The sequence below is a fragment of the Dactylosporangium sp. CS-047395 genome, from assembly GCF_050942185.1.
Classification (GTDB): Bacteria; Actinomycetota; Actinomycetes; order Mycobacteriales; family Micromonosporaceae; genus Dactylosporangium.
Map to the genome: position 1 here is coordinate 4336383 of NZ_CP192015.1, position 24286 is coordinate 4360668.

The following is a 24286-nucleotide window of genomic DNA, read 5'->3' on the forward strand; positions in this document are numbered from 1 at the left end:
GGTTGGCGAGCTGGACTCAGCCTACCTGCTTGGCCCGTTATGTTGGGAAGGCGGCGTGTCGTCCGGGGTAAATACGCTGCTGCGGCTTCCGTCAATGCGATTTAGTCGCATTTGACGTACCCGGTGGCCGTGCCGTCGTCGTTGAGGGTGCCGCACCATGGGGGCATGTTGATGCTGGTGAGGCGCCAGCCGTCGCGGTCCTGGTGGGCGGTGGCGGTCCAGGGTAGAGGGTCGCTGGTGTAGCCGAGGGGACCGCCGATTTCGTGGCGCGCGAAGTCGAATTGGGCTTGCCAGTATTGGGTGACGGTGGCGCTGCCGCCGTGGATGTCGATTGTGGTGGGGTGCTGTTCGTCGTAGCCGATGGCTAGCTTGGCGGTTTGGTCCGGGCGGGCGCGGTTGGTGGTTTCGATGGCGCTGATGTAGTCGACGCGTTGTTGCAGGATCTCCTTGCGGTGGGCGCGCGGGCGATGAGGGGTTCGGCGTCGAGGCGTTTGGCGTCGGCGGGTGGTTCGAGGGTGTATACGAACTTGAGTAGGGCTTCTTGGGGTGTTGAGCTGCCTCGGCTGGCGGCGATGGTGTCGCGGATGATCGGGATGGCGACGACGGCGATTGGCACGGCGAGGCAGCATGCGATCACGGCGGTGCATTGGTCACAGTCGCGTCGGCGGCGTCGAGGTTGGTCGATGCTGATACCGCCTACGTATACCCCGTCTCGGTCTTCGTGTAGCCGAGCGTGGTTTGGCACCGTCGTGACATGGCTGCACGGGGTGATGTCAGGTCTTGTCGTCGGCTGCGGCGTAGCTGCCGTCGATGGGGCCAGTCGTGGTCGAAGGGACGCGATTCGCGTTGACAGTTGTCGAATTCCGGCGGCTGGGGCGCTGTCGTGGCTGTGATGGTCGGGGCTGGCGGTTGGCGTCGCCGGCTCGGCTGGTGCCGGTAGAGGACGTCCGTCGGCTGGCGCGGCGGGTGTGCCCGGAGTGTCTGGGTGCCCCCGGTGTGCGGGCTGCCTAGATCGTGCGCCGGTCATTGATTCCCTGCTGCTAGGTGTCCACGGTGCCCGGGGCGGCAGGTGCAGGGGTGTGCCGTGCGACGTGGTGCGGGCTTGGGCTTGAAGGCTCATGTCGTGCGGCATGCCCGATCCGGGAAGCGTCGTCGGGCCTGCTGGTGGCTGACGTGCGACGGGATGCGGCGTCTGGCCGTACTACCTCAGGAGGCAGTGATGCCGGATCGGCATTCGGAGCGGGGCGGGGCTGCGGTTTCGGGCGTGGCGGCGCCGTCGGCACCGTCAGGGTTCTCCTCAGATGGGCGGCGGGCGATGCTTCACAAGTTGCAGCGGCCGTCGTGGCGGTGTTCGTGTGGCGAGGCGTGGCCGTGCCAGTTGCGTCGAGAGCAACTGCTGGACGAGTACAGCGGGCAGTTGTACGAGCTGCGGTCGCTGATGGCTGGTTATCTGCCGGAGGCGATGGGCGACGGCCTGGACGATGTCGGGGCGCGGCATGCGCAGTTGATCGGCTGGCTTCCGCCTCGGGATCGGGGGGTGTCGGGTGGCTGAGCATACGGATGTGGGGCGGCCGGTCCGTGTGGGCGATGTGCTGTTCCTGCGGGATGCGGATTACCGCTACGGGGCGGGTGATCTGCGCCTGCGGGTGACGGTGGCCCCCGTCGAGTCGCCGGAGCCGGGCCTGATGGTCGTCACGGGTGTGCCGGTGCGGCCTCGCGGCCGGGACGGCGTTGAGCGTCGCGTGTACGTCGTGGCCGAGGTGCTGCAGAGTCCGCGGGTCCGGGGTTCGCGGTGAGGGCGCAAGCGGGGGTGTGGCAGGCGCCGATCCGGCCTGCTGATGATGTGTGGCTGATCGCGCATGAGGGCCGGGACTGGCGCTGCCGGTTGCATCCGAAGGCGCTGGGCCTGGCGCTGGCGGGTGGGCTGCTCGGGGAGTTGGTGCTGGGCGGCCGGGTCGCGGTCGGCGTGGACGACATGGTGGCGGTGCAGGATGTCGGGCCGCCGCACGACGCGTTCGCGCACGTGATGCTGGCCTACATCCGCTCGGAGCGGATGTTGGACGTGCGGACCTGGCTGAAGTTCTTCGCTGGGGAGAAGGCCGCCGCGCTGGTCGTGGAGCGGCTGCACCTGGCCGGGTTGGTCGAAGATGTCGGCGGGTCTCGGATGCGGCGGCATACGGGCCGTGCGCTGGTGCCGACCGATCCGGACGCGGCGGGTTGGCGTCCGGTACGGCTGCGGCATGTGATCCTCGGGGACCTGCCGACGATGCCTGCACCGACGTGGGCTGACATCACCCTGGCCGGGCTGGTCCAGGCGATCGGGCTGCTCCCGGTTGTGTTCTGGGAGGACCACGCTGCCGGTGATGCGTGGCTGCGGCAACGGATCGACGAGTCCGCACCGGCGGATCTGCGGCGGTTGTTCGCGGCGGTACAGACGCTGGCCGGTGACGTGGTGCTGAGCGGTCAACGCTGACCGTCAACCGCGCGCTTCCTGCCTACTGCATGTCTCGCTCCTCGTACGTCTCATCCCTCTCATGTCTGGAGTATCGCTATGTCTGTTGCCGGGCCTCCGGGCCGGGTCGAGTCGGCGCTCGCACAGAACAAGCTCGGTGCGTCGACGTTGATTTTCTTCGCGGTGTCGGCGGCGGCGCCGTTGACGATCCTGGTCGGGCTGGTCACGGTGGCGTGGCAGGTTACCGGCGTGACCGGTCTGCCCCTCGCGTTCGTGATCCTCGGAGCGATCCTGGCGGTGTTTTCGGTCGGCTACATCGCGATGGCCAAACGCATCCGCAACGCCGGAGCGTTCTACAGCTACATCGCCCAGGGCGCGGGCAAGCCGTTCGGCGTCGCGGCCGCGTTCGTGGCGGTCCCGGCCTACGGCATGCTAGCGATCGCGTTGTTCGGGATGATCGGCCCGACCGTCAAGGCGCTGCTGCCCGCGTCGGTCGCCGGGTCGGTGCCGTGGTGGGTGGCGGCGCTGGTGGTGTGGGCGTTCGTGGCCGTGATGGGCGTGTTGCGGGTCGACGTGAACGGCAAGGTCCTCGCGGTCGCGCTGCTGGCTGAGGTGGCCCTGGTCGTGGTCTGCGACGTGATCGACCTGCTGCACCCGGCCGGCGGCAGTGTGAGCATGGAGACGCTGACCCCGTCGAGTCTGGGCAGTGCCGAGCAGTTGGGGGTGGCGTTCGCGATCGTGATGGCGGCGTTCGTCGGGTTCGAGGCACCCCCGATCTTCAGCGAGGAGTCCAAGGACGCGGGCCGGACGGTCGGGCGGGCCATCTTTCGCGGGCTGGCCATCATGACCGTGCTGTATGCGGGCTCGAGCTGGGCGCTGTCGGTGGCGATCGGCCCCGATCAGCTCCAGCAGGCCGCCGCGGAGCATCCCGGTGATCTGCCGTTCGCGGTCGCGGCCGGGCACGTCGGCGGGCCTGTGCTGATCGCGCTGGGGCAGCTGCTGTACTTGTCGTCGCTGGTGGCGGCGGCGTTGTCGTATCACAACAACGTGACCCGGTACCTGTTCGCGCTCGGCCGCGAACACGTCGTGTTCGCGTTCCTCGGCCGGACCACCCCCCGCACGTTCGCCCCGCGCAACGCGTCGCTGCTGCTCAGCGTGACCGGCCTCGCGGTGATCCTGACGTACGCGGCGGCCGGTGCGGACCCGATGATCACGCTGTTCTACTGGTTGGGCACCGGCGGCGGGTTCGGGGTCCTGCTGCTCATCATTGCGACGTCGCTGTCGGTGCCGGGGTATTTCTGGCGGTGGCGGCGGACGTTCGGCGAGCCGGTGTCGGTGTGGCAGGGCTACCTCGCCCCGGTCTTGGCGGCGGCCCTGTTGGGCTGGATCGCCTGGCTGATCGTGGAGAACTTCGCCGGGCTGCTCAACGTCGGGCCGGACTCGCCGATGCGGTGGGCGTTCCCCGCCGGGTACAGCCTCCTTGCGCTGCTGGGGGCCGGCTGGGCCTGGGTGCTGTTCGCGCGTCGCCCGGCGGTGTATCGGGCGATCGGGCTCGGCACGACCCCCACCGCCGTGCAGGACGGTGCTCCACCGGCAAGCCCGGCCTATCGTCCAGCGCACAGCAGCCTGCCCGGCGGTGCCCGGTGACGATTCCCAGTACCGGGCTGACGGTCCGCAAGGCGGGGGAACACGAGGCGCCGAACGTTGCCCGGCTGATCGCCGAGGCGTTCGCACCCCTGGACGTCAGTGGCTGGCTCGTCGCACAGGACGACCGCCGGGTCGGGGTGCTGACCGACTATTTCACCGTGCACGTCGGGCATGCATTCCGGCACGGCCAGGTCGACGTCATCGACGTCTCAGCTGGCGGCGGGCCGGTGCTGGCGGCGGCCGGAGTGTGGTTCGCGGTCCCGCACCCCGATGTGGACCGATACGAGGCGCAGATGCTCGCCGTCTGCGGGGAATGGGCGCCCCGGTTCACCGCGTTGGAAGCGCAGATGCATCGGGCGCATCCGCTCGATCGGGGACCGCACATGTATCTGGCGTTCCTGGCGGTCGGCGCCCGCTGGCAGAACCGGGGCCTGGGCAGTCTGTTGCTGGATGCGCGGCTGCGCGACCTGGACCAGTACGGGCTGCCGTCCTATCTGGAGGCCAGCAACGCGCAGAGCCGGAACCTGTACCTGCGCAAAGGGTTCATGGACTGCGCGCCGGTGCTCGACCTGCCCTACGACGGCGAACCGCTGTATCCGATGTGGCGCGACGGCCGATAACCGCCCGCTGGGGTCGGCCCGGTGCAGGTCCAGCGTTCATCGGGCCGACCCGGACCGATGAAAGGATGCTTCGCCAGCATGGCCGACTATTTGCGGATCGTGCCCGGTGCGCGCTTGCAGACGCCGATCCATCGTTACGTGCATCCCGGGACGGGGCGGCGGGTGACGGTGATCGGGACGGTCCGCATCGGGGAACCGGACTATTACACGAGTGTCCGCGCCGTCGTTGACGGCCTGCACGCCGCTGGTGTTGTGGTGCAGTGTGAAGGCTCGTGGTCGCTGCCCTACGACCTCGGCGACGCCGACCAGCGCGAACGACGGATACTTGCCGACCTGGCTGACTGCCGGAATCTCGAACAGCAACGTGCGGCGGAGCTGGGCTGGGCCGGGCAGGGTGATGCCCTGGGGTCTCCGGCGGCATGGCAGGTCGTGGATCTGACCGTGCTGGAGCTCCTGCACAGGGCCGGTGCCGTCGCGGCTGAAGACCAAGTCTGGCGGATGCGGCGGCAGCTCGACTGGCCGTACGACGATCCGGGAGGCATGGATCGGTTGCGGCTGACGATGGCGCTCACCTGGCGGGTCATGGCCTGCACGTGGACGATGCTGGGCTACGTCCGGGCGGAGCCGGGGGCCCTCCTCCTGCTCGGCGACCGCACCCGTGTCGCCTTGGACGGGCTGGACAGCACCGGGCGGGACACGGTCCTGGTCCGGGCGGCCCTGCACCTGCCGGGCCTGCACGCCGGTCTGACCGCCCGCGGCTTCGTGCGTACCGGCGAACCGCAGTGGCTGACCGTGGCCCGGGTCCCGTCGATCTTCGCGACGATAGGGCGCTTGACGGCCGGTCGAATCCGGCGGGCACTACGGCGCGGCGTATCCGGCGATCGCGACCTTTACCCCTTGTGACCTGGAAGTGGAGGACGTATGTCGTTGAAGACCGATGTGGCGCTGCAGCTCAACGGTGACGCCCTGGCGGAGGCGTGGCAGGTCTACGAGACGTCGATGGGCCGGATGGCCGCGCGGGCGGTGCAGGCCCACCTGCTGCCCTATGCGGATTTCGCGGACATCTGTATGAACACGAGCATCGAGAAGTGGCGGATTCTCGACCCGGACACCGGCGGCCGGTGCGTGGGCCTGGCGGTGTTCACCAACGATCTCGACACATGGCCGTACATCGCCCCCAAGTACTTCCAGGCCCGCTGGCAGCACGCCTACGCCGAGCGGTGCATCTGGTACTGCGGGTTCGTCGTCACCGCGGACCACGCCCCGCAGGGCACGTTCGTTCAGCTCATCACCGGCATGTATCACTACGTCGCCGACCACGGCGGCATCATCGGCCTCGACTTCGCCGACGCCAACGCCAGACTTGCCGGGATCGTCGACGTGGTTCTCGCCCGCGCTGCCCGCACCCGTGACACCGACGACCACAACCCGTACGGCTACCGCGGCCAGCGCACCGACAGCCAGCACTACTGGACCTACGAAACCGCCGCGCTCACCGGTGAGGCGGCAGCGCAGGCGGCGGGATGAGTGCCACCATGCCGTCGCCGGTCGGACCGGGGATCGTCAGCGTGCCGCTGTCGGCGCATTTCCCGACCCGGCCGGGCTGGCAATGCGAGGTTTGCGCCCAGCCGTGGCCGTGCCCGACCCGGCAGGCCGAGTTCACGACCGCGATCGACGCCGGTGTCGGTCAAGGCGTCGCGTTGCTCCTTGCGAGTTCGCTGGGCCGGGCATCGCTGGATCGGCCGGACATCGGTGCCGACCGGCTGCATGAGCAGTTCCTCGGCTGGATCAACGCCGACCTGTACAGCCGCATGATCGGTGGGCGGCCGGCGTCGCGTGTGAGTGCATGACGGCCGGGCGGGTGCCATGCCGTGGTCGTTGTCCGTGGCCGTCCCGTCGGGGGTCGGTGTCAAGGTCGAGGTTACCCCCGCGGTCACCTGCCAGTGACCGCCCGTCCCGCGGCAGCCCGCTGACGGGTTCCACTCCGGTCGGCGCCGCGAAGCGTCACGACTGCGGTAGAGCCGATCAGGTGGCTCCGGCCGACTCGCCGTGGCCTCGCTCCATCCGTGCATGACATGCGCTGCGCGGCCTGGTGGAGGCCTTCGACTGGGTGCACCACCACGGGCTCTTCGCTCGCGACCCCGAGCAGTCCGGCGACTGCTACTTCATCACCCGGCTGGGCCAGCAGGTCCTCGACGCGACGGACGGCCTGGCGTTCGTCCGTGCCCAGCAGCGCCTCGGCGTGGACCTGCATCCGCGTATCGGTGAGCGCGTGCGGGCGCAGTTCCTGCTCGGGGAGTACGAACTCGCCGCGTTCGCCGCGTCACGCGAGGTCGAGATCCGGGTCCGCGAGCTCGCCGCCGCCGGCGACTCCGACATCGGCGTCAAACTGACGCGCCAGGCGTTCGCCGGTGGTTGCCCCCAGGCCGACCCGGCGCTGGACGGCAGTGCACACGACGCGGTGTCGACGCTGTTCGCCGGTGCGCTCGGCGTCTTCAAGAATCCAGCGCACACCGGCAGGTCACCTACGCCGACCCGACTGTAGCTTCGGAGGTCATTCTGCTCGGGGACCTCTGTTGCGGATGCTCGTCTAATTGCAGCGCGGCACCAAGAAAGCACCCATTCGAGGACGTTTTGCGTGTTCGACTCCGCTTTAGGTCGTCGAAGCCGCTCGCTTCCGGGACGAGGCCGTCCCAGCAGCGTCCGGCGGCTTCACCGCGCGGCGCCCGGTGTGATCACTGGGCCGAGCAACGCCTTACCGTCGACACGGAGAACGGCCGTCCCGACGTCGAGGCCGATGACGAGCGGCCCGAACTCGGTACCGTTCGCTCGCTGTAGCGAGTGAGACCGGGAGGCCTGCCTCATAGAACCCCACCGCGGTGGCGCCGACACTGGTCACGCCGCCTGCGGTCGTGTCGGCGCCACCGTGGTCAGGATTACGGGGTGGCGCTGGTATGCGATGCATGCACGGTGCACCGCCAGTGCCCGACCAGGAACGCGGTCGTGCCATCCACAGGGACCAGATCGACCGTCACTGCCTCGCCGCATGCCGGGCAGGTCAGGACGGCGACCAAGGCTTCGAGGTGCGCCCCGGCATACAGCCGCGACTCGTCAACGCCACGCAACCGCCACGTCAACGCATCGATCTCCACGCGCTCCACGGCCGCCCACTCCGATCCGGCAGCCCCACCGCACCGGGCTGCATCCATCGACGGCAACGACTCACCGCAGCGCCAGTAACGACACACACACCTGCCGATCCGCGCCCGAGGTCACCCGGCCGTCTACCTCATGGGACGGACGTTCGATACATATGGCCATATGGTCAGGTAGGTATGTGGCACGGCAGACCTCCGGCCAGATCCGAACCCAGGTCCGGCGGCAGCGCCAGCCGCTCGAGCGCAATCCCAGCCCCGGCAGTGCGACTAGACTCAGCGACCGCAACCCGAGCATGAAGCAACAATCACCACACCGGGACGTCGCCGCGAACAACAGCAGCAGCAACGACGTACTCGTCGACGCACTGGACGACGCGGCATCCGACGGCGGCTGCGACACCCTCCTGCCGTTGAGCCAACCGACGTCCGCGCCCTCATCGTCCTTGGGCGTCTCCGAGCTTGACCCCGCGGCCAACACCAGCCGCCGGCGACTGCAAGGCGAAGAGATTCTCGCGTTCGTGAATAACGGCCAGCTCTCCGGGAACCCCTCAATCAAGGCAGTCATCGCGCCTCGGGGAGGGAGCACCGGTGGATGCCGAACATGACGCGGACGATGTCGAACAGCCCCGGCCTTCAGCGCCAGACCCGCGCCGGAAGCCACCGTATCTGCAGCATCAGCTGGGCCGGTCCGTGCGGTGGCAGCCGTGGGACGGCAGAGATCTCGCGTCTACCGCCGCCGTGCGGGACTGGGCCCGCCAGGCGCTGCCGGGCCTGCTCGAGCATCCGGTGAGCGACGAACTCGTCCATGACGTCGAGCTCCTGCTCGGCGAACTGTGCACCAACGCGATCCGGCACGGCGATGGCTTGCACGAAGTGCACTTGCATTGCCTGCCGCCGATCGTGCGGGTCACCGTCCGCGACCGGAACACCGCAGTACCCGTCCTGTACGATCACACCACCGCAGATCCGAGCGCACCGATCGATCACGGCCGTGGGCTCCTGCTCATCCAAGGGATCGCCTCCCGGTGGGGCGTCGATCACCATGGCGACGCCGGTAAAGACGTCTGGTGCGAGCTGCCCATTCACCGGCCTCTCACCAGCTGAGGACGATCGGGTCGTTTCGCAGATCCAGCGGACTGGCGGGGTTGTGGGTGGCGTGGCCGGGGCATGGATGGACCGGTGCGTGCAGGTAGGAGGTCGACATGGTGGACAAGGACAGGCGGCAGGGTTCGGCAGACCACGGCGCGGCCGGCAGTCACGGTCGGCGGCGTGAGGAGGGCCGGACCCAGGCCGACGAGCGGGACCGGTTACCGAAGCGGCCGACCGCCCTGGAAGGCCCGGATGAGCTCAGCGCGCTACCGAAACAGTCGTATGTGCAGATCTTGAAGCGGACGGTGAAAGAGTTCACCGACGACAACATCACCGTCTGGGCGGCCGCGCTCACCTACTACGGCGTCTTATCGATCTTTCCCGGGCTGCTGCTGATGGTCACCGTGCTGCGGCTGTTCGGCAAGGACACCGTACAGAGGGTCATCGACAATGTGGGCGGGGTCGTGCCTGGCTCGACCAGCACCTTGCTCGGCGACGCCGCCCGGAATCTGCAGGACGGCCAGCAGAGCACCGCGGGCATCCTCGCGGTCGTGTCCATCGCGACCGCGCTGTGGTCGGCGTCTGGATATATCGGCGCGTTCATGCAGGCGTCCAACGCGATCTACGACGTCCCCGAGGGCCGGCCGATCTGGAAGACGCTGCCGATCCGGCTCGGCGTCACGCTCGCCACCGGCGTCCTGCTCACCATCGCAGCGGTCCTCGTGGTGTTCACCGGCCCGGTCGCGGAACAGGCGGGCAAGGCCCTCGGGATCGGCGGTGCTGCCGTCACCGCGTGGAGCATCGCGAAATGGCCGGTCCTGGTCGTCATCGTCAGCCTGCTGTTCGCGCTGCTGTACTGGGCATCACCGAACGCCAAGCACGGCGGGTTCCGGTGGGTCAGCCCCGGGAGCCTCCTCGCTGTCCTGTTGTGGCTGATCGCGTCGGTCGGGTTCGGGTTCTACGTCGGCAACTTCGGCTCCTACAACAAGATCTACGGCAGCCTCGCCACCGTCATCGTCTTCCTCATCTGGCTGTGGATCAGCAACATCGCCATCCTCCTCGGTGCCGAGTTCGACGCCGAACTGCAGCGCAGCCGCGCCATCCAGGCCGGCCACCCCGAAGCCGAGGAACCGTACGTGCAGCTGCGCGACACCCGCAAACTCGACACGAAGCCCGATGATCACACCGGCTCGGACACAAGCACTCGGGATACCCGGTGAGGCGGGGTAATCGTCCGCAGCCGGTTGCCGTCGAGGAGCGGTGCACCGCCGGTTGCGGCACTCGCTGGTCTCCGGTTTCGGTGTCCGGGTCCGCGGGCATCCTCCTACCCGCAGGCGCACAGCCGATCACAGCTGGACAGCGCGCCGGGCCATAGTGAACTGGGAGGCAGCATGAGCTTCGGTGACAAGGTCGAGCACAAGGCAGAGGAAGTCGCGGGCGCGGCCAAGGAGCGCTACGGCGACGCCACCGACAACGAGCAACTGCAGGCCGAAGGCCAGGCAGACCAGGACGCCGCCAACGTCAAGCAGGCCGGCGACAAGGTCAAGGACGCCGCCCACGACGTCAAGGACGCTCTCAGCTGAACGCCCGCTCAGGGGCCAGAGCACAGCGCACACTGCCCACTGTGGATCACCCGAGCAACGACGCGAGGCGTGGCACTTTCCGAGTGCCACGCCACGCCCACCTCGACCGCGCTTGCACACGCGTCACGACGCTGCACAGCTTCGGTGCGACGTAGCCCGCCTGTTTGGCCGGGTCGGCCTGTTCGGCGTCGCCGAGCACATTCGGTGTTTCTACGAACGTCAAGGTCCCGACGGCCCCGGCCGAGTTGGTCCGACAACCCCTCAGACCTCTGCGGTGCAGCGCATCGGTGGACGATTGTCCGCGGGAACGTCCCGCTTCCACCATCGCCACCGCACGCCCGTTTCGAACTCGACGAATGCCCCCGCACAGCGCTGGCTCCTGCCGGCGGGCGCCCGGTACAGCAGCCCTTGGATCGGGCCGTCGTGCCCTCTGTGCTCTGGTCCCCGTGTCCTCGCGGGTGGCGCGAGAGGTGGTTGGGGGAGCGGTGCTGCCGTGCTGACGGCTGCGGTCTCGCTGGCGCAATGTCCGTCCCGAGACTCGTCGGCCGGCCTGTGTCGGCCTGCATGGTGATCCGTAACCGTCTACGTTCGTGCTGATGCGGCACGGACGATCGCATCCGATCGGTCGCCTGCCCACGCTTTCCGGAAGGCGTGACATTGCATGAGTGTTCCTCCGTCACCGCGAGCCCGGCATGCCGCCGTGACCGGCTCCGATCCCAGCGCCGAGGCGGACGCTGCTGCTTGCCGCATTCTGGCCTTGGCGCGCTGGGCCGGCACATCGAACCGCGGGCGCCCCGATCCGGCGTGGCCGACCTGGGAACAACTCGCCGTCGCGCTCATCCTGGACGACGTCGACCATGTCACCGGCATGGGCTACACCGTTCTGCATGCCCTCGAAGCGATCGTGGACGGCATGATGGTTCCGCCAGCCGACGTCACCGGCTGGCTGACCGACATCCGCGCTCAGCTGCCGGTCAGCCCGCCCTGACGACCTGCAGCCGGGCCCACCGTGCAGCACTCCGGGGCAGGATTAACCAGCGCCGGCAACGCACGAGGGCGACGCATGCGACCTGGACGAGATCCTCGAGCTTTTCACCGCGGTCGCGGAACCGCGGTGCTATTTTTCGTGGGCCAGAGGCATCTCACGTAGCGGGTTAGGGCGTATGCAGAACCTCGCGATGTTCTGGTCCTTCAACGGCGCGAGCGACATGCACTCGTCCTGGGTCTGCGTGCGTGCGGGCTGTCGGGCTCCGCATCCGGACAGCCGCCACTCGACGAAACCCGCCGAGGCCCACACTTCGTCCGTGTCGATCGGGGCGTGGGCCGGGCGGTCCGCCAGACCCTTCTCCCGGTACAGGCAGACAGAGACCGGCAGCGTCAGCCCTTCCAGTCCGTTCTCGTTTATGTAGAAGCCAAGTGTCACGTCGAACGTGTTGGTCGCCTGCAGGAAGTAGATCTCGCCCTGCCGTAAACCCGCGGACCCGGGAGGGAACACCGCATCCTGGTCGACCTCGGTTGCCGGACGTCATGGACGCGAGCGGCGACGACTTGGTCACGCCAGTCGCGGATCTCGACCTATCGAGCGGGGCAACCGGCGGACGCGCGCGGGTGGCGTCCGAGCACCCCAGCCAACCGCCAGTCGGCAGGTGTTGCTTCACGGCGTGGCGGTGCCGGGCGGCGTGGTGAGCACGGTGAAGACGTGGTCGAGGGCGGTCATGCGGAAAATTCGCAGCAGCCGTTCGTGCGGGCTGATGAGCGTCAGGCCGCCCCCGCCCTCGCGGAGCCGCTTGTGCACCCCGACGAAGACGCTTAGCGCGGTGGAGTCCAGGAACGCCACCTCGGTTAGATTCGCAATCAGGATCGTGGCGCCGTCGTCGATGCGGGCGTGCAGGAACTGCCGCAGCTCAGCCGTGGTGGCCACGTCGAGTTCCCCGGCGACGGCCACGATCACCGGCGACGTCCCGGGAGCGGAGGTCACGGACAGGTGCATGACGGTCTCCCCTCGTCCACCGGCGGACGGCACATCCTAGCCTGCCGGCGCCGGCGCCGGCGCCCGTGCAGCGTGCCGACCGGCGGTTCCACGCGTCAGGCGCAATCCTGGTTCGCGTGGCGCTACCGGGCGGGCTACCTCTTGATACCGGTGCAGGTGTGCGATGAGTAGAAGGGGTTGGAATCCGGGTGAGCCGCGCTACCGCAGAAAAATCAACAGCACCGGCCACGGAGGCGACCGCCAGGAACACGGACTGCCGGTTCTGTAGGGTGAGATTCATTCCAGAGGCGGGATTGAGCAGGTGTTCGCCGTAGCTGAACGGGTCCTGCCAGTCGGTCAGCTGCCGCTCGTCGAACGCGAACACGCCGGCGATCGACTGGGGGCTAGCCAAGGGAGCAGGAGGATCCCGCCCCCATGACGATGCGGAGCAAGTTCGACAGCAGTAATCGCCGCCATCCGCCCGCCCGGGCACACGCCGGGGGAGTCCGCGGGCTACGGCCCGACCCGCTGGTGCTTGTCACACTCGGATGGGTCAGACGGTGAGCCGGTGTAAAGGCAGAAACTGCGAGTACCGACCGCAAATTCTCGGCAACGTCGGCGGCCAACCGAGTTCGACGCGATCACGTCCAGGGGTGGGGGCGAACCTCTGAACAGGTTGAGTTGCGGCTGTTTGACGGTGTTTTGGCTATGACGGAGCTGGTCGGTCCCACCCGGACGGAGATATTCGGACCCAGCAAGGCGGCGCCTCACGTAGGCCTGGCCGTGACGGTCGAAACTGGCTCCACATGCCCGTCGATGCCCGGTGCGCGGTGACCGCATGCCTGGCCCTGGCAACGCCGGAGGGTTCGAGGCCCGCCTGACCAGCATGAATAACCGGCGCCCGCAACCTCTACAACGCACAGCCGGCCCCAGCAGCGGCAACTGCACCAAGGACGACGCGCGTTACGTTGCCGTCTGGCCCTCGACCGTGCCGCTCAGTCGAATCGGCTGCCCAGCGACGTGATCGACCTGATCGCCGTGCATCGACAATGCCGGGCAGGCGCGGTATCGGGTGGGGCCAACCTCGTCCGTCCGGGCAGTCGATGCATCGAAATGCATATGGGGCCGTGTTGCGCAGTCCCGGCGGGGCCGTCGAACACCGCCATAGCCAGGTGTTGGGTCCTCCTCCGGGTGGCTGGCGGGCCGGGCAACGGCTAGGAGGCCGCCGGGCGGCCGAGCGCTACCTCGTCGCGCAGGTGGGGTTCGAAGAGAACATAGCAGGCCTTGCCGCGGTATTTCGCCGCATACATGGCCAGATCGGCACAGCGCAGCAGGTCTTCCGCGAGGCTGTCGCCGGTCTCGTGGAACGCGACCCCCACGCTCGCGCCGATCCGGGCCGGTGCGCCCTCCACTCGCTGGTCGAGGGCGGCGACGATGCGGGCGGCGACAGCGGTGACGGCCGGCAGCGGGACGGCGTCGAGCAGGATGGCGAACTCGTCGCCACCGAGGCGGGCGGCGGTGTCCTCGGGGCGCAGGCAGTCGCGCAGGCGAGTGGCGACGTCGACCAGGATGCTGTCGCCGGTTTCGTGGCCGAGGCTGTCGTTGACGGTTTTGAACCCGTCGAGGTCCACGTAGAGCACGGCGAGCGGGGCGGGGGTGCGCAGGCGGGTCAGGAGGGCTCGGGCCAGCCGGTCCTGGAACAGGGCGCGGTTGGCCAGGCCGGTCAGCGGGTCGTGGAAGGCCAGGAACCGCAGTTCGTCCTCGCGGCTCTGCAGCTCGCCGACGAGGCGCTGCAGTCGCGCGGTCAGAGCCGCGTTGTCGCGCAGGGCGACCATCTGGCGCGCCACCACAAGGGCAATGAGCAGCGCATCGACGATGGCGACGAAGACGATGGCGACGAACGGGCCGGCGCTGCCGCGAGTAAAGATCAGCGCGACCGACGCGCCGATCGCGATGGCCAGGGGGAGGTACGGCAAGGCCAGCCACGCCGCCGAGAGTTGCCCGTCACGGGCGCCCGTGGCGGCGCCGCCCCGGGCCGCGCCGTGGGCCACGAGCATGAAGCCGACGATCCAGCCGGCGTTCGCGAGGGTACTGGTGTTCCAGGCGGACAGTTGGGTCATGATGGCGTATCCGCTGTCGGCGACGGCCAGCCCGATCATCCCGAAGCCGACCAGGGCCAGGGCGGACCGGTCGGGGCGCCGGCCGTGGGCGAGCGCGATGAACGCCAGGCTGGCGATTGCGACGTCACCGAGCGGGTAGGCGAGAGTGACCGTCTCCTCCAGCCAGGTCGCCCCGCCCGCGGCGAAGAGCGGGCCGGCGAGCAGGATCCAGCTCACCACCAGTAGCGAGCCAGTGATGATGAGCCCATCCAGCAGCGCCCGGACGCCGCGATGGCCAAGGCCGGTCAGCATGGCGAGACCGGCGACACAGAGCGGCACCAACCCGAGAAATCCGGCATCGACGACTGACGGGAATGGGACCGGGACGACGCCGCGCAGGACGTAGGCAAGCCAGACGGTGTCGGCGACGGTCCAGCAGAGCATGCCAGCGCCGAGCAGGGACCACCCGGCCCGGTCGGCCCAGCCGCCACCGCGCCAGGCCCGGTGGCCAGCCCGCAGGGCTGCAATCCCGGCCACGAGCGACATGGCGGTCGCGGTCGCACCGCCGCCGACGGTCGCCAGCAGCCCTCCGGAAGGCACGAGCGCCATCCAGGTGAAGTACGCCACGAGCACGAGCCCGGAGAGCACGACCGGCACACCAGGCTGATCGGCGGACAAACCCGGCAGCTGAGCAGTTACGCGAGATCACGGGTTCAGTACCAGCCGGGGCGAGTTAACCTGGCCGACGCAGATCGTCGCGTCGCCGCCGGCGTTCGGTGTCGCGACCGGCGACCGGGCCGCCCTCCACGCTCGTCGACGCGCCCGTGCCCTCAACGACGAACCGGGATGCGGTCGGCGAGTGGCGTTGGCCCGGGACTCGCTCGCCGCCCGAGATATTGGACCGAGGCGCAGAGCGCTGCCACGACGTAGGGCGCGTGTTTGGACAGGGCGGAATCCGATTGGCTACTTTAGCAGCTGCTGCGGACACCTGTGTCGCCGGCAAGGCCGCGCGCCAACGGACCTACTCACTGAGCCGTGTGCCGCCAGGACGCCGACAACCGAGACGATTCCGCCGCTCAGCGCCGCGATAGCTCCGTCGTTTGACTCGGCGTGACGCATGTATCTGCCCGGCGTAGCGCTCTGCACACCGCTGCACCGCCTGCACCAACACCACCACTCCGGCGCCCAGCGCCTTTGGTCACCGACCCAATCGGCAGACCGTGGTCGCGCCTTGACCGGCCGGGCGTTGCAGCCCAGCTCGCGGAGTGCAGATTCATCGTGCGTTCTTGTGGAGTCGGGGCTGCGGCGGTCGATAGAGTAGCGGCCGTCCCGGCCCGATCGTGGGGAGCCCGATGACGCACACAACGGTGAGCGCGACCGGCAGGACCATCGCCGACATCATCGACCGGCGCGACATCTGGCCGGTGTTCCAGCCGATTGTCGACCTGGCCACCGGCGCTGCCGTTGGCCTCGAGGCCCTCGCCCGCGGACCGCAAGACAGCCCCTTGGCATTCCCGGACCGGTTGTTCGCGGCCGCGCGCGCCGCCGGACGGCTCGGCGAGCTCGACATGTTGTGTGCCGAACGGGCCTTGGAATGCGCAGTGACGGCCGAACGGCCGCCGCCGCTGGTGTTCGTCAACGCCGAACCTGCAGTCCTCGATCAGCCGCTGTCACCCCGGTTGCTTCAGCTCATCGCGGCTGGGCTGCCGTTCCGGCAAGTCCTGGAGTTCACCGAACGGGCGCTGCCGACCGTGCCTGGCAGCCTGCTGCGCATCGCTGCCGGGGTTGAGCAGTATGGCAACGCCATCGCACTTGACGACGTCGGCGTCGACCCGCTCTCCCTCGCATTGCTGCCAGTTCTGGAACCCGAGATTATCAAGCTCGACATGCATCTTGTTCGAAACCCCGACGCCGTGCACACCAGGACAGTGTGCGCCGTCGTGCGGGCCGAGGCAGCCCGGACCGGGGCAGTCATCGTCGCCGAGGGTATCGAGACCCCCGAAGACCTGGCCACGGCCCGAGCCCTCGGCGCGCACTGGGGCCAGGGCTGGCACTTCGGACGGCCCGCGCCGATCGGCGCATTCTCCGGGGACTACAGCCCAGACATCGCTGGCGCGTTGCGCCCCGCACGGCCCGGATTCCACCTGCCTCACGGCACCCCGTTCGCCCTCGCCGCACAGTACGACGATGCTGGTCCCGCGGATACTGCCACGATCGCGGCAGCGGTAACGATCCTGCGTGATGCGGTGGCAGCGGACGACACCGCGGTCGTGGTCGCCGCGAGCCCGCAGCCGATCCCCGCCGGCATTACCGGCTCCCTCAGCGAACTGCTCGGCCACGCCCGCTCAGTGATCCTGCTCGACCAGCCGGTCCCTGGCGAGTTCACTGCGGCGGTTCTTGGTGCCGGCTACAGCCACGCTATCAGCGTCCGTCCCGGGCCGGACGGCGGCCTCATGGTCCTCAGCGACACAGCGGCCGTCGCCGAGATCGTCCGCGCACTCCTCACCCGGCACCCATAGTGTCGTTGGGGAGACCGGCATCCACGGGGGAAGATGCCGGGCTCGGCGGGAAGTGTAGGTGATTAAGAGGCCGGTGTGCCAGCGGCGGTTTCGCGTTGTGTCCCTAGCGGTTCGTTGCATCGGTGGCGGACGACTGTGTGAATCTCCGCCTCGGGTGTCCTGCATCCTGGCAGGGGCGGGCCGGTCAAACCCTCGGGCGCATCTGAAGCGGCACAGGGCGTGCCAGGCATGCGCAACCGCACGGCTGGCAGCCGAATGATCGGGGCTTACGTCGACGCGTGAGCTTGAACCGTGGGCAGTTGAGCTCACGCCGTCGGCGGGCTGGCCGCCCCGGCCTGCGTCTGCGTTCACGACGCTAACTTTGCAGCCACTCGCTACCGGGCCGACACGCCGCCCGCGTTTCGGGCCTTCGCCGCCGCGAACCGCGCGTCCGGGAACCGGCGCAGCACCGACCGGGCGCCAGTCGTGTCCAGCTCTCTGAACGTTCCCGGCCCGGACGCCGACAACTCCCGGCACAACGCCTGATAACCGGCCAACGGCACGTCCCGGCGCCGGCTGTCGAGTCCAGCACACGCCCGCACGTCACCGGCCTACCGCAGCAACCCGAAGCAACGGTTCCGCTGCGCCCGGGTCAGCCGCAACCCGACCCGGGCGGTGCAATACACCACTCGGGGCCCACCCGGATCCCGACGACGCGGCACCCACAGCAATAGCACACACGTACGGATACCGCTACCCCCGCACACCAGGCGAACGTTTGCGGCGCCGCCCTAGCGAAGGCTGCAGGTCAGTGTCGGCGGCGGGCCGGGGCAGCGGGATACGCATCACCGTATCGATCCGGTGTTAATCCAGTGTCGACAGCGTCGCTGTTCCGTCGGTCGTGGTGCCACGTTGCGGTGCCATACCGGTGATTGAGGGGAACAGCAATGTTGTCAGCGTTGGGCCTCGCGGCGCTCGCGGCGCTGGGATGGGGAAGCTCGGAGTTTTTGGCTGGGTTGTGGTCGCGCCGGCTGCCGGTGCTGGTTGTCCTGGGCTGGTCAAAGGTCGCAGGATTGGCACTGGCGGTCGTGCTGCTCGTCGCGAATGGTACGACGGTGCCGCGCGATGGACAGCTTTGGTGGGCGGTGCTCGCCGGGTTGTGTAGGACGCCGGCTCTCGGCCTGCTGTACCTGGCGATGCGCAAGGGGTCGTTAGCGGTAGTGGCGCCCGTCGCGGCGGTCGCGGCTCTGGTCCCGTTGACGTGGGGGGTGATCCGCGGCGAGCGGCTGTCGATCGATGACGCAGCCAGTATCGCCGTGGTCCTGGCGGGCGTCACCCTCGTGAGCTGGCCTGCCGGCCCGACCAGCTCGAGTGCGCCGAAGCCCGCAGTGGCGCTGCTCTACGCATAGGGGCCGCGCTCGGTTTCGGCGCGTTCCTGGTGATGATGCAGCGATCCAGTGCTGTGGATGCGGTATGGGCGACTGCGTTGGCCCGCACCTCATCGGGCATGCTCGGGGTGAGCCTGCTCATCACGGCGGCGGTGCGGTACCGGCGCCATGATCCGTCTGGGCCTGGTGCGAAAAAGCGAGCCGACCGGCCGGTAGTCGGCGCAGCAGCGGTCGCTGGCATCGTCGCCGTCGGGTTGACCGACACTGCCGGGGACGCCGCGTTCGCGATCGCGTCGACGATGGGAGTGCTCGGTTCGGTGGCCGTGTTGTCGTCCCTGTATCCGGCCGTGACCGTGCTGTTCGGGACGTGGTTCCTGCATGAGCGGCTGACTGCCCCCCGCAGGTGGGGCGTGCTGGCCGCGCTCGCGGGCGGAGCCTTCCTGGCCGTCTGAAGCACGCTGGCGCGGTCGTGCCGGGCGGCCGCCGCACTCACATCACACCATTGGGTTTCTGCAGTGGTGGTCCGGCGCAACCATGACTGCCCCGGTTCGCCGCAGCAGCATTCAACGTCGGCGGTGCGGTTGCTGTACGGGCCCGGTCGCGCCAGCTGATCAGCTGGAGGCTTCGCTGTGGAACCCGTCACAGGGCGGCGCTGTGGCATCTTGTAGCGTCGCGGCCGCGGGGATGAATCCGTCCAGACCGGTGATTTCCAGCAGGCGGCGGATGTGGTGCGGCGCTACGAGCTGCAGGTCGCTTCCGGTACTCCTGACGTGTTTGGCGGTAGAGACCAGCACGCCCAAGCCGACCGAGTCCAGGTACGCCACACCGGTGACGTCGACGATCAGGGTGCCATGGCCAGGCAGGTCGGCAGCGTCGCCTGCCGCGGCGCGCAGCGCGGAGCGGAGATCATCGGCGACCGTGGAGTCGATCTCGCCGCGGACGCTCACGATCAGACACGACCCCTGCACGGCGCTCGTCAGCTGGAACAACACCACACCACTATTACTTGTCGGACGGCAAATACCCAATCGGTCGAATCGGTCTAGCGCGATCATCGGTCGGCCAGGGCGACCAGCGCGGCACTGCGATCCCAGAATGCGCTGGCCGCGTCGTCGAGGCCGCTGAGAGGGCGCGTTCGCGGTAATACCCGCCGGACAGCAGCCCGCCGGGCCCGCCGACGGCGAGGTGTACGAGTCGCCGGCGCCGTCATCTGCTGTCGCTGAGCTGGTTCCGGGCAGTACGGTACCCGCGGGCTTCCGGCCGAGGCTGGAGCGTGCCCGGGCTGTGTCGGGTGTCGTAAGGCTGGGCTGCCAGGTCACGGCGGTGACGCCCTGTTCGCGGTAGCGCAGGTGCAGGCCGTGGGTGAACAGGACGGTGGCCATCAGTGCGTGCTGATCGGCGCCCGCCGGTTAGTAAGGCTGCAGGCGGCCGAGCTCGTCAACGGCGACGCGGCGCAGGCCCTGTCTGCCGTCCGCGGTCACGGTATTGATCACCGTGCCGTGTGCGGACTGCACCTCGGCCAGCAACAGGCTCGTGAGCAGAAACGACGCCAGGTGGTTGACTTGGAACGTCGTCTCGTGCCCGCCCGGCGTGAGGGCATAGCTGCGGAACAGGCCGCGGACATTGTTGATGAGCACGTCCAGGCCCCGGCCTGCCAGCGCCGCGCGGGCCCGCACGGCCAGGTCGCGCACCTGCTCGAGGTGGCCGAAATCCGCGGTCAGGGGATGGGCACCGATCATCTCGGCGGTCCGCTCCCTGCGCTCCGCCGACCGGCCGGCGATCAGGACACGGTGGCCGGCGGCCGCCAGCCGCGCCGCCGCCGCGGCGCCAAGACCACTGGAGAACCGGTCATCAAGATGTGCTCTGCAGGCACGCCAAACCTCGCATCACTCATCGTCCACCGCACATCCACACGCATCGTCGCACCGGAGGCGGGCCGGCCCATCAACGCCATCGGGCAGCCGTCACCCCGAACAGGGATGCAACGCCCTCACTGATGCCCACGCGATTCGTGCGTACACACGAAGCGATCTAAGTCCGGCCTCGGCGGCGGGCGTGCGACGTCCGCAGGGTATGCCGGCATGTGCCGGCACCGACTTGGGCGCGCCGGAGCCCGCCCGCCGCCTCGGATTCGTGATCCGCGCGGTGGTGCGTCCGGTGGCGGGTAGGTGCATTGGGAGCCGGTCCGCGTTGTTGACCGTGCCGGCTGTGACGTAGGGCTTGTCGATTGCGGTGCTGTACCCCCGATGGGCTGGGCCGGCGGTGATCGTTTTAGCCGGCCCGCAGCCACGAAGGTTGCCGTTGGTTTGGCGGCTCGTGCGGCGAGACGGGGCCTCCGGCGTCTTCTGCGGATTCGAGTCCGAATATGTGGACAGCGGGCTGGCAGCGGCTGTTGAGGTGGGCGCGCACGGTGGAGCTGGCGTTAGAGGTGACGGCGCGGTGCGGGTGCTGCCCTCATTCGGGAGTGGCGCGGCGATATTCGTCCGCGACCTAACACGCCGGAACGTCGCGCTGGCCTACCTGTTCAGCACCCGTGCCCTGCCTGGCCGCGATACCGAGCTGCTCGACGAGTTTCTCGACCCGGCGGGTCGACACCCGAGCAGATCCGCCGTCGCGACCACCGAGACCGCGGCGGTGCTGCAGCAGCCAGTCCGGAAAGTACGACCCCTGCCGCACCTTCGGGACCGCGAGCTCTACCGTCCCGGCCCGGGTGTCCCAGTCCCGAGCCCGGTAGCCGTTACGGCAATTGACCCGCTCGTCGCTGCGCTCGCCGTAGCCGGCACCGCACAGCGCGTGGGCCTCCGCGGACATCAGCGCTTCGGCAAACGTCTTCACCATCGTGCGCAGCAGATCGGGTGACGCGGACTCGACATGCTCGCGCAGGAACGCGGCACCGTCCACACGCACAGGTGCGGCCATCGCTTGGGTCTCCTCTAGTTCTTCGTCGTTCCGAAGGATCTAGCGGTGGCCGCTCCCATTCCGACATAGAAACCCAAAGTGGGCGAGCCGTACACCACCTCGGTGGACGCGACCCAGCAAGCGCGTTGCGGTCGGGCATGACGAGGGAGGGCCCGACAGAGTGCTGTTGAGCCCTCCCTCGCGGCACCGCGGCCATTCGTCGCCGTTCGGCTCGTCGCCGTAGGGACGAAGGCGGACCACGTGCGGCCTATGGCCGCGGTGCCGCGCCGCCGGAACGCTGCCGAGGCTCGGGTTAGGCCGGCTTGATGTTGTGGTTGAGCCGGAACATGTTCGTCGGGTCGTACTGCTGCTTCAACTGGACCAGGCGGTTATACGTCTCGGGAATGAACGCGGTCCGCACCTGTTCGGCTGTCGCGTCCGCGCTGGACAGGAAGTTCAGGTACGTCTGACCCGTGCTCCACGGCCGCATGCGCCGAATTAGCTCGTCCTGCTGCCGGGTGATGGCTGCGGTGTCCGCGGGGGCGCCGACGCCGGCGGTGAAGAGGGTGAAGGCGGCGTCGCGGTTGCTGACGGCGTTGGGGACCGCCGGCGGCCGGGCCAGCGCCCCGCCGAGGTGGCGGAGCTCGACCATCGTCAGCGGTACGGCCGCCCCCGGACCGGCCACCGCGACGAGCTCGTCGACGGTCGCGGCGGACAGCTCTCGCAGCAGCGCCGTCCGCTCGTAGGCGGGCACCGGGTCGACCGGGTCGGCGTGGATGGAGGCGAAGTCGGTGTACGGGATCTCGGTGACGGTGTCGAGGACCATCGGCCCGATCGCGCGCAGCGGCTTGACCAGGTCGGCGCCCGTGAGGGCCGAACCGGCGTAAGCGATGCGGACGGTGACGACGAAGCGCCCGCGCAGCGGCTCGGGCGCGCTCGGCAACGGCGGGATTCGCATCAGCGCCACCGACGAGGACATCGCCTCCGGCACTGTGGCGACCCAGGTGCGGTATGCGTTGAGCACGTCCTTCGCGAGTTCCCCAGGAAAGAACAGGTTGCCGGCGTACAGCGTCTGCACCGGGAAGAGACGGAACTCGACCGCGGTGACGATACCGAAGTTGCTCTTGCCGCCGCGGACGGCGAAGAACAGGTCCTTCTCGGTCGTCGCGGTGGCGGTGCGCAGCTGGCCGTCAGCGGTGACGACGTCGAGGCTAGTGACGTGATCGTCGGCGTACCCGAGGGCCCGGCCCAGCGTCGGGCTGAGCCCGCCGCCGACGGTGTAGCCGACCACGCCGACCCCGCCGGTCGACCCGTTGAGCGGGGCCAGCCCGGCCTTGGCCGCCTTCGGCACGACCTGCCCCCACCGGACGCCGGCCTCGACGCGGGCGGTGCGCTGTTCGGCGTTGATCAGGACCTGCTGCATGGCCCGGGTGGAGATCATCAGGCCGCCGTCAACTGGTACTGAGTGCTGGTGACCAGTGGTGATGACCCCCACCGGCAGGTTTCGCTCAGCGGCGAACTGTACGGCGGCCTACACGTCGGCCGCGGTCCGCGCCGCGACGACGACGGCGGGCTTGAGCGTCGCCGTGAGGTTGTAGGCGGCGACCTCCTCGGCAAAGCCCGCATCCGCGGGAAGCAGGACCCTGCCGGAGACACCGGACTGCAGCGTCGCGGCGTCGGCGGGTCCGATCGGGGCCGGGCTGGCGGGACCACCTGGCGCTGGCTCGGCCGCCGGTGTGTCGCAGGCGGCCAGGAGCGCGGCCGTGCCGATGGCGGCGCCGAGGCCGAGGACTGTCCGGCGACCGAGGCGGGTGTCGGGAAGCGGAACGGGACTGTGACCGCTCATGTCGGGTCCATCCAATGCAGTGTGGGAATCGTTGCGCCCCGAGCACACCGGGGGAATGTTGACGGCCGGTCGCCGCCGGATTGACGTCCGCGCGACGTCCTACCGGTGGCCCGTCCGCGCCAGCTCCTGGAGGAGTTCGAGAAACACCGGCCGCCGGCGTTCCTCGAGTCCGGCCAGGACTTCTGCTTCCGACCGGTGGAGCTGTACGCGCGCATCGTCCAGTGCTGACCGGCCGGCCCTGGTGACCGCGAGGCGCCGCGAGCGCCGGTCGGCGGGCGCGACGCGCCGCTGAGCAGTCCCGCCCGGACGAGGTCGTCGACACGGTTCGTCAGCACCGACCGGTCGATGCCGAGCCGGGCGGCCATGGCCTGCTGCGTGCCGTCGTATCCATCAGCGACGGCTCCGAGAACCTCGTAGCCGAGCTGTCCGCCCGGGATCCGTGCGAGCACCGGCTCGGCCGTGTCCAGGTACGACCGCAGGAGGACCCGCAGCACCGCGCCGAGATCGGTCGCGTTCATCGACATGGCCTAAACATCCGCCGATCGTCGCGTCCGCCCATCGACATTTCATCGACATTTCATCGACATCGGCGTGACGGTGTGCGTCGCCACCGGGCAGCGGATCGATCCGGGGCTCGACGCACGCGGGCAGCCGACGTCACCGTTCGCGGCGATGATCGCACGCGTCCGCGCACGGACTGCTACACCCCAGGCAGGCGTGACGGCGGCACTCCCGACCAGCGAGTCGGCCGCTACGACCAGGCCGGCGCCAGTGGGAACCCGATCGCCCTGTTCCTGGACCGGGCCCTGGCACATCTGCAGACATACTCGGGCCCGCGCGCCGGCAGCAACGCCGGATGCGCCCCGCGTCGGTGAGACCGGACGGCATGAACGCAGCTCACTGGGTTTCCACGAGGTTCGGGCCGGCGCTGAAGCGGAAGTCCCTCGCGCACAGCAACGAGGCTGACCTTGCGGCCCCAGACCGGCCATGCGCCAACAGGTGATCAAGCTGCGTCAGCGGCAATCTGCGAGCGGGATCT

The 24286-nt window shown here is 69.1% G+C and carries 27 protein-coding genes and 1 pseudogene; 17 read left to right on the forward strand and 11 right to left on the reverse strand.

Annotation, left to right across the window (positions count from 1 at the left end; all coding sequences use genetic code 11):
• Positions 1-101: 101 nt before the first annotated feature.
• Positions 102-629, reverse strand: coding sequence for a hypothetical protein (locus ACQP00_RS20295; protein WP_433221312.1), 528 nt, complete (start codon positions 627-629; stop codon positions 102-104).
• A 749-nt stretch (positions 630-1378) separates the two neighbouring features.
• Between ACQP00_RS20295 and ACQP00_RS20300 the strand changes: the two genes are divergently transcribed.
• The 9 genes from ACQP00_RS20300 (at position 1379) to ACQP00_RS20340 (ending at position 7264) form a co-directional block, all read left to right on the forward strand.
• On the forward strand, positions 1379-1552 hold the full coding sequence (locus ACQP00_RS20300; RefSeq protein WP_433221314.1) for a hypothetical protein: 174 nt from the start codon (positions 1379-1381) through the stop codon (positions 1550-1552).
• Positions 1545-1796 carry a hypothetical protein gene (locus ACQP00_RS20305; protein ID WP_433221316.1) on the forward strand — a complete coding sequence of 84 codons (252 nt, stop codon included), beginning with the start codon at positions 1545-1547 and terminating at the stop codon, positions 1794-1796. The genes ACQP00_RS20300 and ACQP00_RS20305 overlap by 8 nt, the downstream gene beginning before the upstream one ends.
• A complete protein-coding gene (locus ACQP00_RS20310) occupies positions 1793-2473 on the forward strand; it encodes a GPP34 family phosphoprotein (protein WP_433221318.1) in 681 nt (226 codons plus the stop codon). The genes ACQP00_RS20305 and ACQP00_RS20310 overlap by 4 nt, the downstream gene beginning before the upstream one ends.
• Positions 2474-2551: 78 nt before the next feature.
• Complete coding sequence (locus tag ACQP00_RS20315) at positions 2552-4099, forward strand: APC family permease (protein WP_433221320.1); 1548 nt, start codon at positions 2552-2554, stop codon at positions 4097-4099.
• A complete protein-coding gene (locus ACQP00_RS20320) occupies positions 4096-4719 on the forward strand; it encodes a GNAT family N-acetyltransferase (RefSeq protein ID WP_433221322.1) in 624 nt (207 codons plus the stop codon). Before ACQP00_RS20315 ends, ACQP00_RS20320 begins: the two co-directional genes overlap by 4 nt.
• A 78-nt stretch (positions 4720-4797) precedes the next feature.
• Entirely contained in the window at positions 4798-5622 is an 825-nt protein-coding gene (locus ACQP00_RS20325; protein ID WP_433221324.1) for a hypothetical protein, read from the forward strand.
• An 18-nt stretch (positions 5623-5640) separates the two neighbouring features.
• The gene (locus ACQP00_RS20330) at positions 5641-6246 is read left to right on the forward strand and encodes a hypothetical protein (protein ID WP_433221326.1); all 606 of its coding nucleotides are present in this window, start codon (positions 5641-5643) and stop codon (positions 6244-6246) included.
• Positions 6243-6569 carry a hypothetical protein gene (locus ACQP00_RS20335; protein ID WP_433221328.1) on the forward strand — a complete coding sequence of 109 codons (327 nt, stop codon included), beginning with the start codon at positions 6243-6245 and terminating at the stop codon, positions 6567-6569. The genes ACQP00_RS20330 and ACQP00_RS20335 overlap by 4 nt, the downstream gene beginning before the upstream one ends.
• 242 nt (positions 6570-6811) lie before the next feature.
• Positions 6812-7264, forward strand: a complete 453-nt coding sequence (locus ACQP00_RS20340) for a TIGR02391 family protein (RefSeq protein WP_433221330.1) — start codon at positions 6812-6814, stop codon at positions 7262-7264.
• 391 nt (positions 7265-7655) lie between these two features.
• On the opposite strand, the gene ACQP00_RS20345 is transcribed toward ACQP00_RS20340, so the two are convergent.
• The gene (locus ACQP00_RS20345) at positions 7656-7880 is read right to left on the reverse strand and encodes a hypothetical protein (RefSeq protein ID WP_433221332.1); all 225 of its coding nucleotides are present in this window, start codon (positions 7878-7880) and stop codon (positions 7656-7658) included.
• Positions 7881-8056: 176 nt separating this feature from the next.
• On the opposite strand from ACQP00_RS20345, the gene ACQP00_RS20350 reads away from it, so the two are divergent.
• From ACQP00_RS20350 to ACQP00_RS20370, 5 genes are all read left to right on the forward strand, one after another.
• Positions 8057-8482 (forward strand): hypothetical protein, encoded by a 426-nt coding sequence (locus ACQP00_RS20350; RefSeq protein WP_433221334.1) that lies wholly within the window; start codon positions 8057-8059, stop codon positions 8480-8482.
• The gene (locus ACQP00_RS20355; protein ID WP_433221336.1) at positions 8466-8981 is read left to right on the forward strand and encodes an ATP-binding protein; all 516 of its coding nucleotides are present in this window, start codon (positions 8466-8468) and stop codon (positions 8979-8981) included. The genes ACQP00_RS20350 and ACQP00_RS20355 overlap by 17 nt, the downstream gene beginning before the upstream one ends.
• Positions 8982-9079: 98 nt before the next feature.
• Positions 9080-10186, forward strand: coding sequence for a YihY/virulence factor BrkB family protein (locus ACQP00_RS20360; protein ID WP_433221338.1), 1107 nt, complete (start codon positions 9080-9082; stop codon positions 10184-10186).
• A gap of 171 nt (positions 10187-10357) precedes the next feature.
• Positions 10358-10549: a CsbD family protein gene (locus ACQP00_RS20365; protein ID WP_433221340.1), complete on the forward strand. Its 192-nt coding sequence runs from the start codon at positions 10358-10360 to the stop codon at positions 10547-10549.
• Between the two features lie 700 nt (positions 10550-11249).
• Positions 11250-11537 carry a hypothetical protein gene (locus tag ACQP00_RS20370; protein WP_433221342.1) on the forward strand — a complete coding sequence of 96 codons (288 nt, stop codon included), beginning with the start codon at positions 11250-11252 and terminating at the stop codon, positions 11535-11537.
• Between the two features lie 129 nt (positions 11538-11666).
• Here ACQP00_RS20370 and ACQP00_RS20375 read toward each other — a convergent pair whose 3' ends face one another.
• The 3 genes from ACQP00_RS20375 to ACQP00_RS20385 form a co-directional block, all read right to left on the reverse strand.
• Complete coding sequence (locus ACQP00_RS20375) at positions 11667-12044, reverse strand: hypothetical protein (protein ID WP_433221344.1); 378 nt, start codon at positions 12042-12044, stop codon at positions 11667-11669.
• Positions 12045-12203: 159 nt separating this feature from the next.
• A complete protein-coding gene (locus ACQP00_RS20380) occupies positions 12204-12539 on the reverse strand; it encodes an STAS domain-containing protein (RefSeq protein ID WP_433221346.1) in 336 nt (111 codons plus the stop codon).
• A gap of 1193 nt (positions 12540-13732) precedes the next feature.
• Complete coding sequence (locus tag ACQP00_RS20385; protein WP_433221348.1) at positions 13733-15295, reverse strand: diguanylate cyclase domain-containing protein; 1563 nt, start codon at positions 15293-15295, stop codon at positions 13733-13735.
• Positions 15296-15969: 674 nt separating this feature from the next.
• Here ACQP00_RS20385 and ACQP00_RS20390 point away from each other — a divergent pair.
• From ACQP00_RS20390 to ACQP00_RS20400, 3 genes are all read left to right on the forward strand, one after another.
• Positions 15970-17136, forward strand: coding sequence for an EAL domain-containing protein (locus ACQP00_RS20390; RefSeq protein ID WP_433221350.1), 1167 nt, complete (start codon positions 15970-15972; stop codon positions 17134-17136).
• A 926-nt stretch (positions 17137-18062) separates the two neighbouring features.
• Positions 18063-18524, forward strand: a complete 462-nt coding sequence (locus ACQP00_RS20395; RefSeq protein ID WP_433221352.1) for an EamA family transporter — start codon at positions 18063-18065, stop codon at positions 18522-18524.
• Positions 18525-18559: 35 nt separating this feature from the next.
• The gene (locus ACQP00_RS20400; protein ID WP_433223923.1) at positions 18560-18955 is read left to right on the forward strand and encodes a hypothetical protein; all 396 of its coding nucleotides are present in this window, start codon (positions 18560-18562) and stop codon (positions 18953-18955) included.
• A 159-nt stretch (positions 18956-19114) separates the two neighbouring features.
• Here the strand turns inward: ACQP00_RS20400 and ACQP00_RS20405 are convergent, their stop codons facing one another.
• From ACQP00_RS20405 to ACQP00_RS20430, 6 genes and pseudogenes are all read right to left on the reverse strand, one after another.
• Positions 19115-19495 (reverse strand): STAS domain-containing protein, encoded by a 381-nt coding sequence (locus ACQP00_RS20405; protein ID WP_433221354.1) that lies wholly within the window; start codon positions 19493-19495, stop codon positions 19115-19117.
• Positions 19496-19912: 417 nt separating this feature from the next.
• Positions 19913-20311 (reverse strand): SDR family NAD(P)-dependent oxidoreductase, encoded by a 399-nt coding sequence (locus tag ACQP00_RS20410; RefSeq protein WP_433223924.1) that lies wholly within the window; start codon positions 20309-20311, stop codon positions 19913-19915.
• A gap of 736 nt (positions 20312-21047) precedes the next feature.
• Positions 21048-21422: pseudogene (locus ACQP00_RS20415) on the reverse strand (transposase); the annotation flags it as partial.
• 292 nt (positions 21423-21714) lie between these two features.
• The gene (locus ACQP00_RS20420) at positions 21715-22896 is read right to left on the reverse strand and encodes an FAD-binding oxidoreductase (protein ID WP_433221356.1); all 1182 of its coding nucleotides are present in this window, start codon (positions 22894-22896) and stop codon (positions 21715-21717) included.
• 36 nt (positions 22897-22932) lie between these two features.
• On the reverse strand, positions 22933-23247 hold the full coding sequence (locus ACQP00_RS20425) for a hypothetical protein (protein ID WP_433221358.1): 315 nt from the start codon (positions 23245-23247) through the stop codon (positions 22933-22935).
• Positions 23244-23771, reverse strand: a complete 528-nt coding sequence (locus tag ACQP00_RS20430; RefSeq protein ID WP_433221360.1) for a hypothetical protein — start codon at positions 23769-23771, stop codon at positions 23244-23246. The genes ACQP00_RS20425 and ACQP00_RS20430 overlap by 4 nt, the downstream gene beginning before the upstream one ends.
• Positions 23772-24286: the final 515 nt, after the last annotated feature.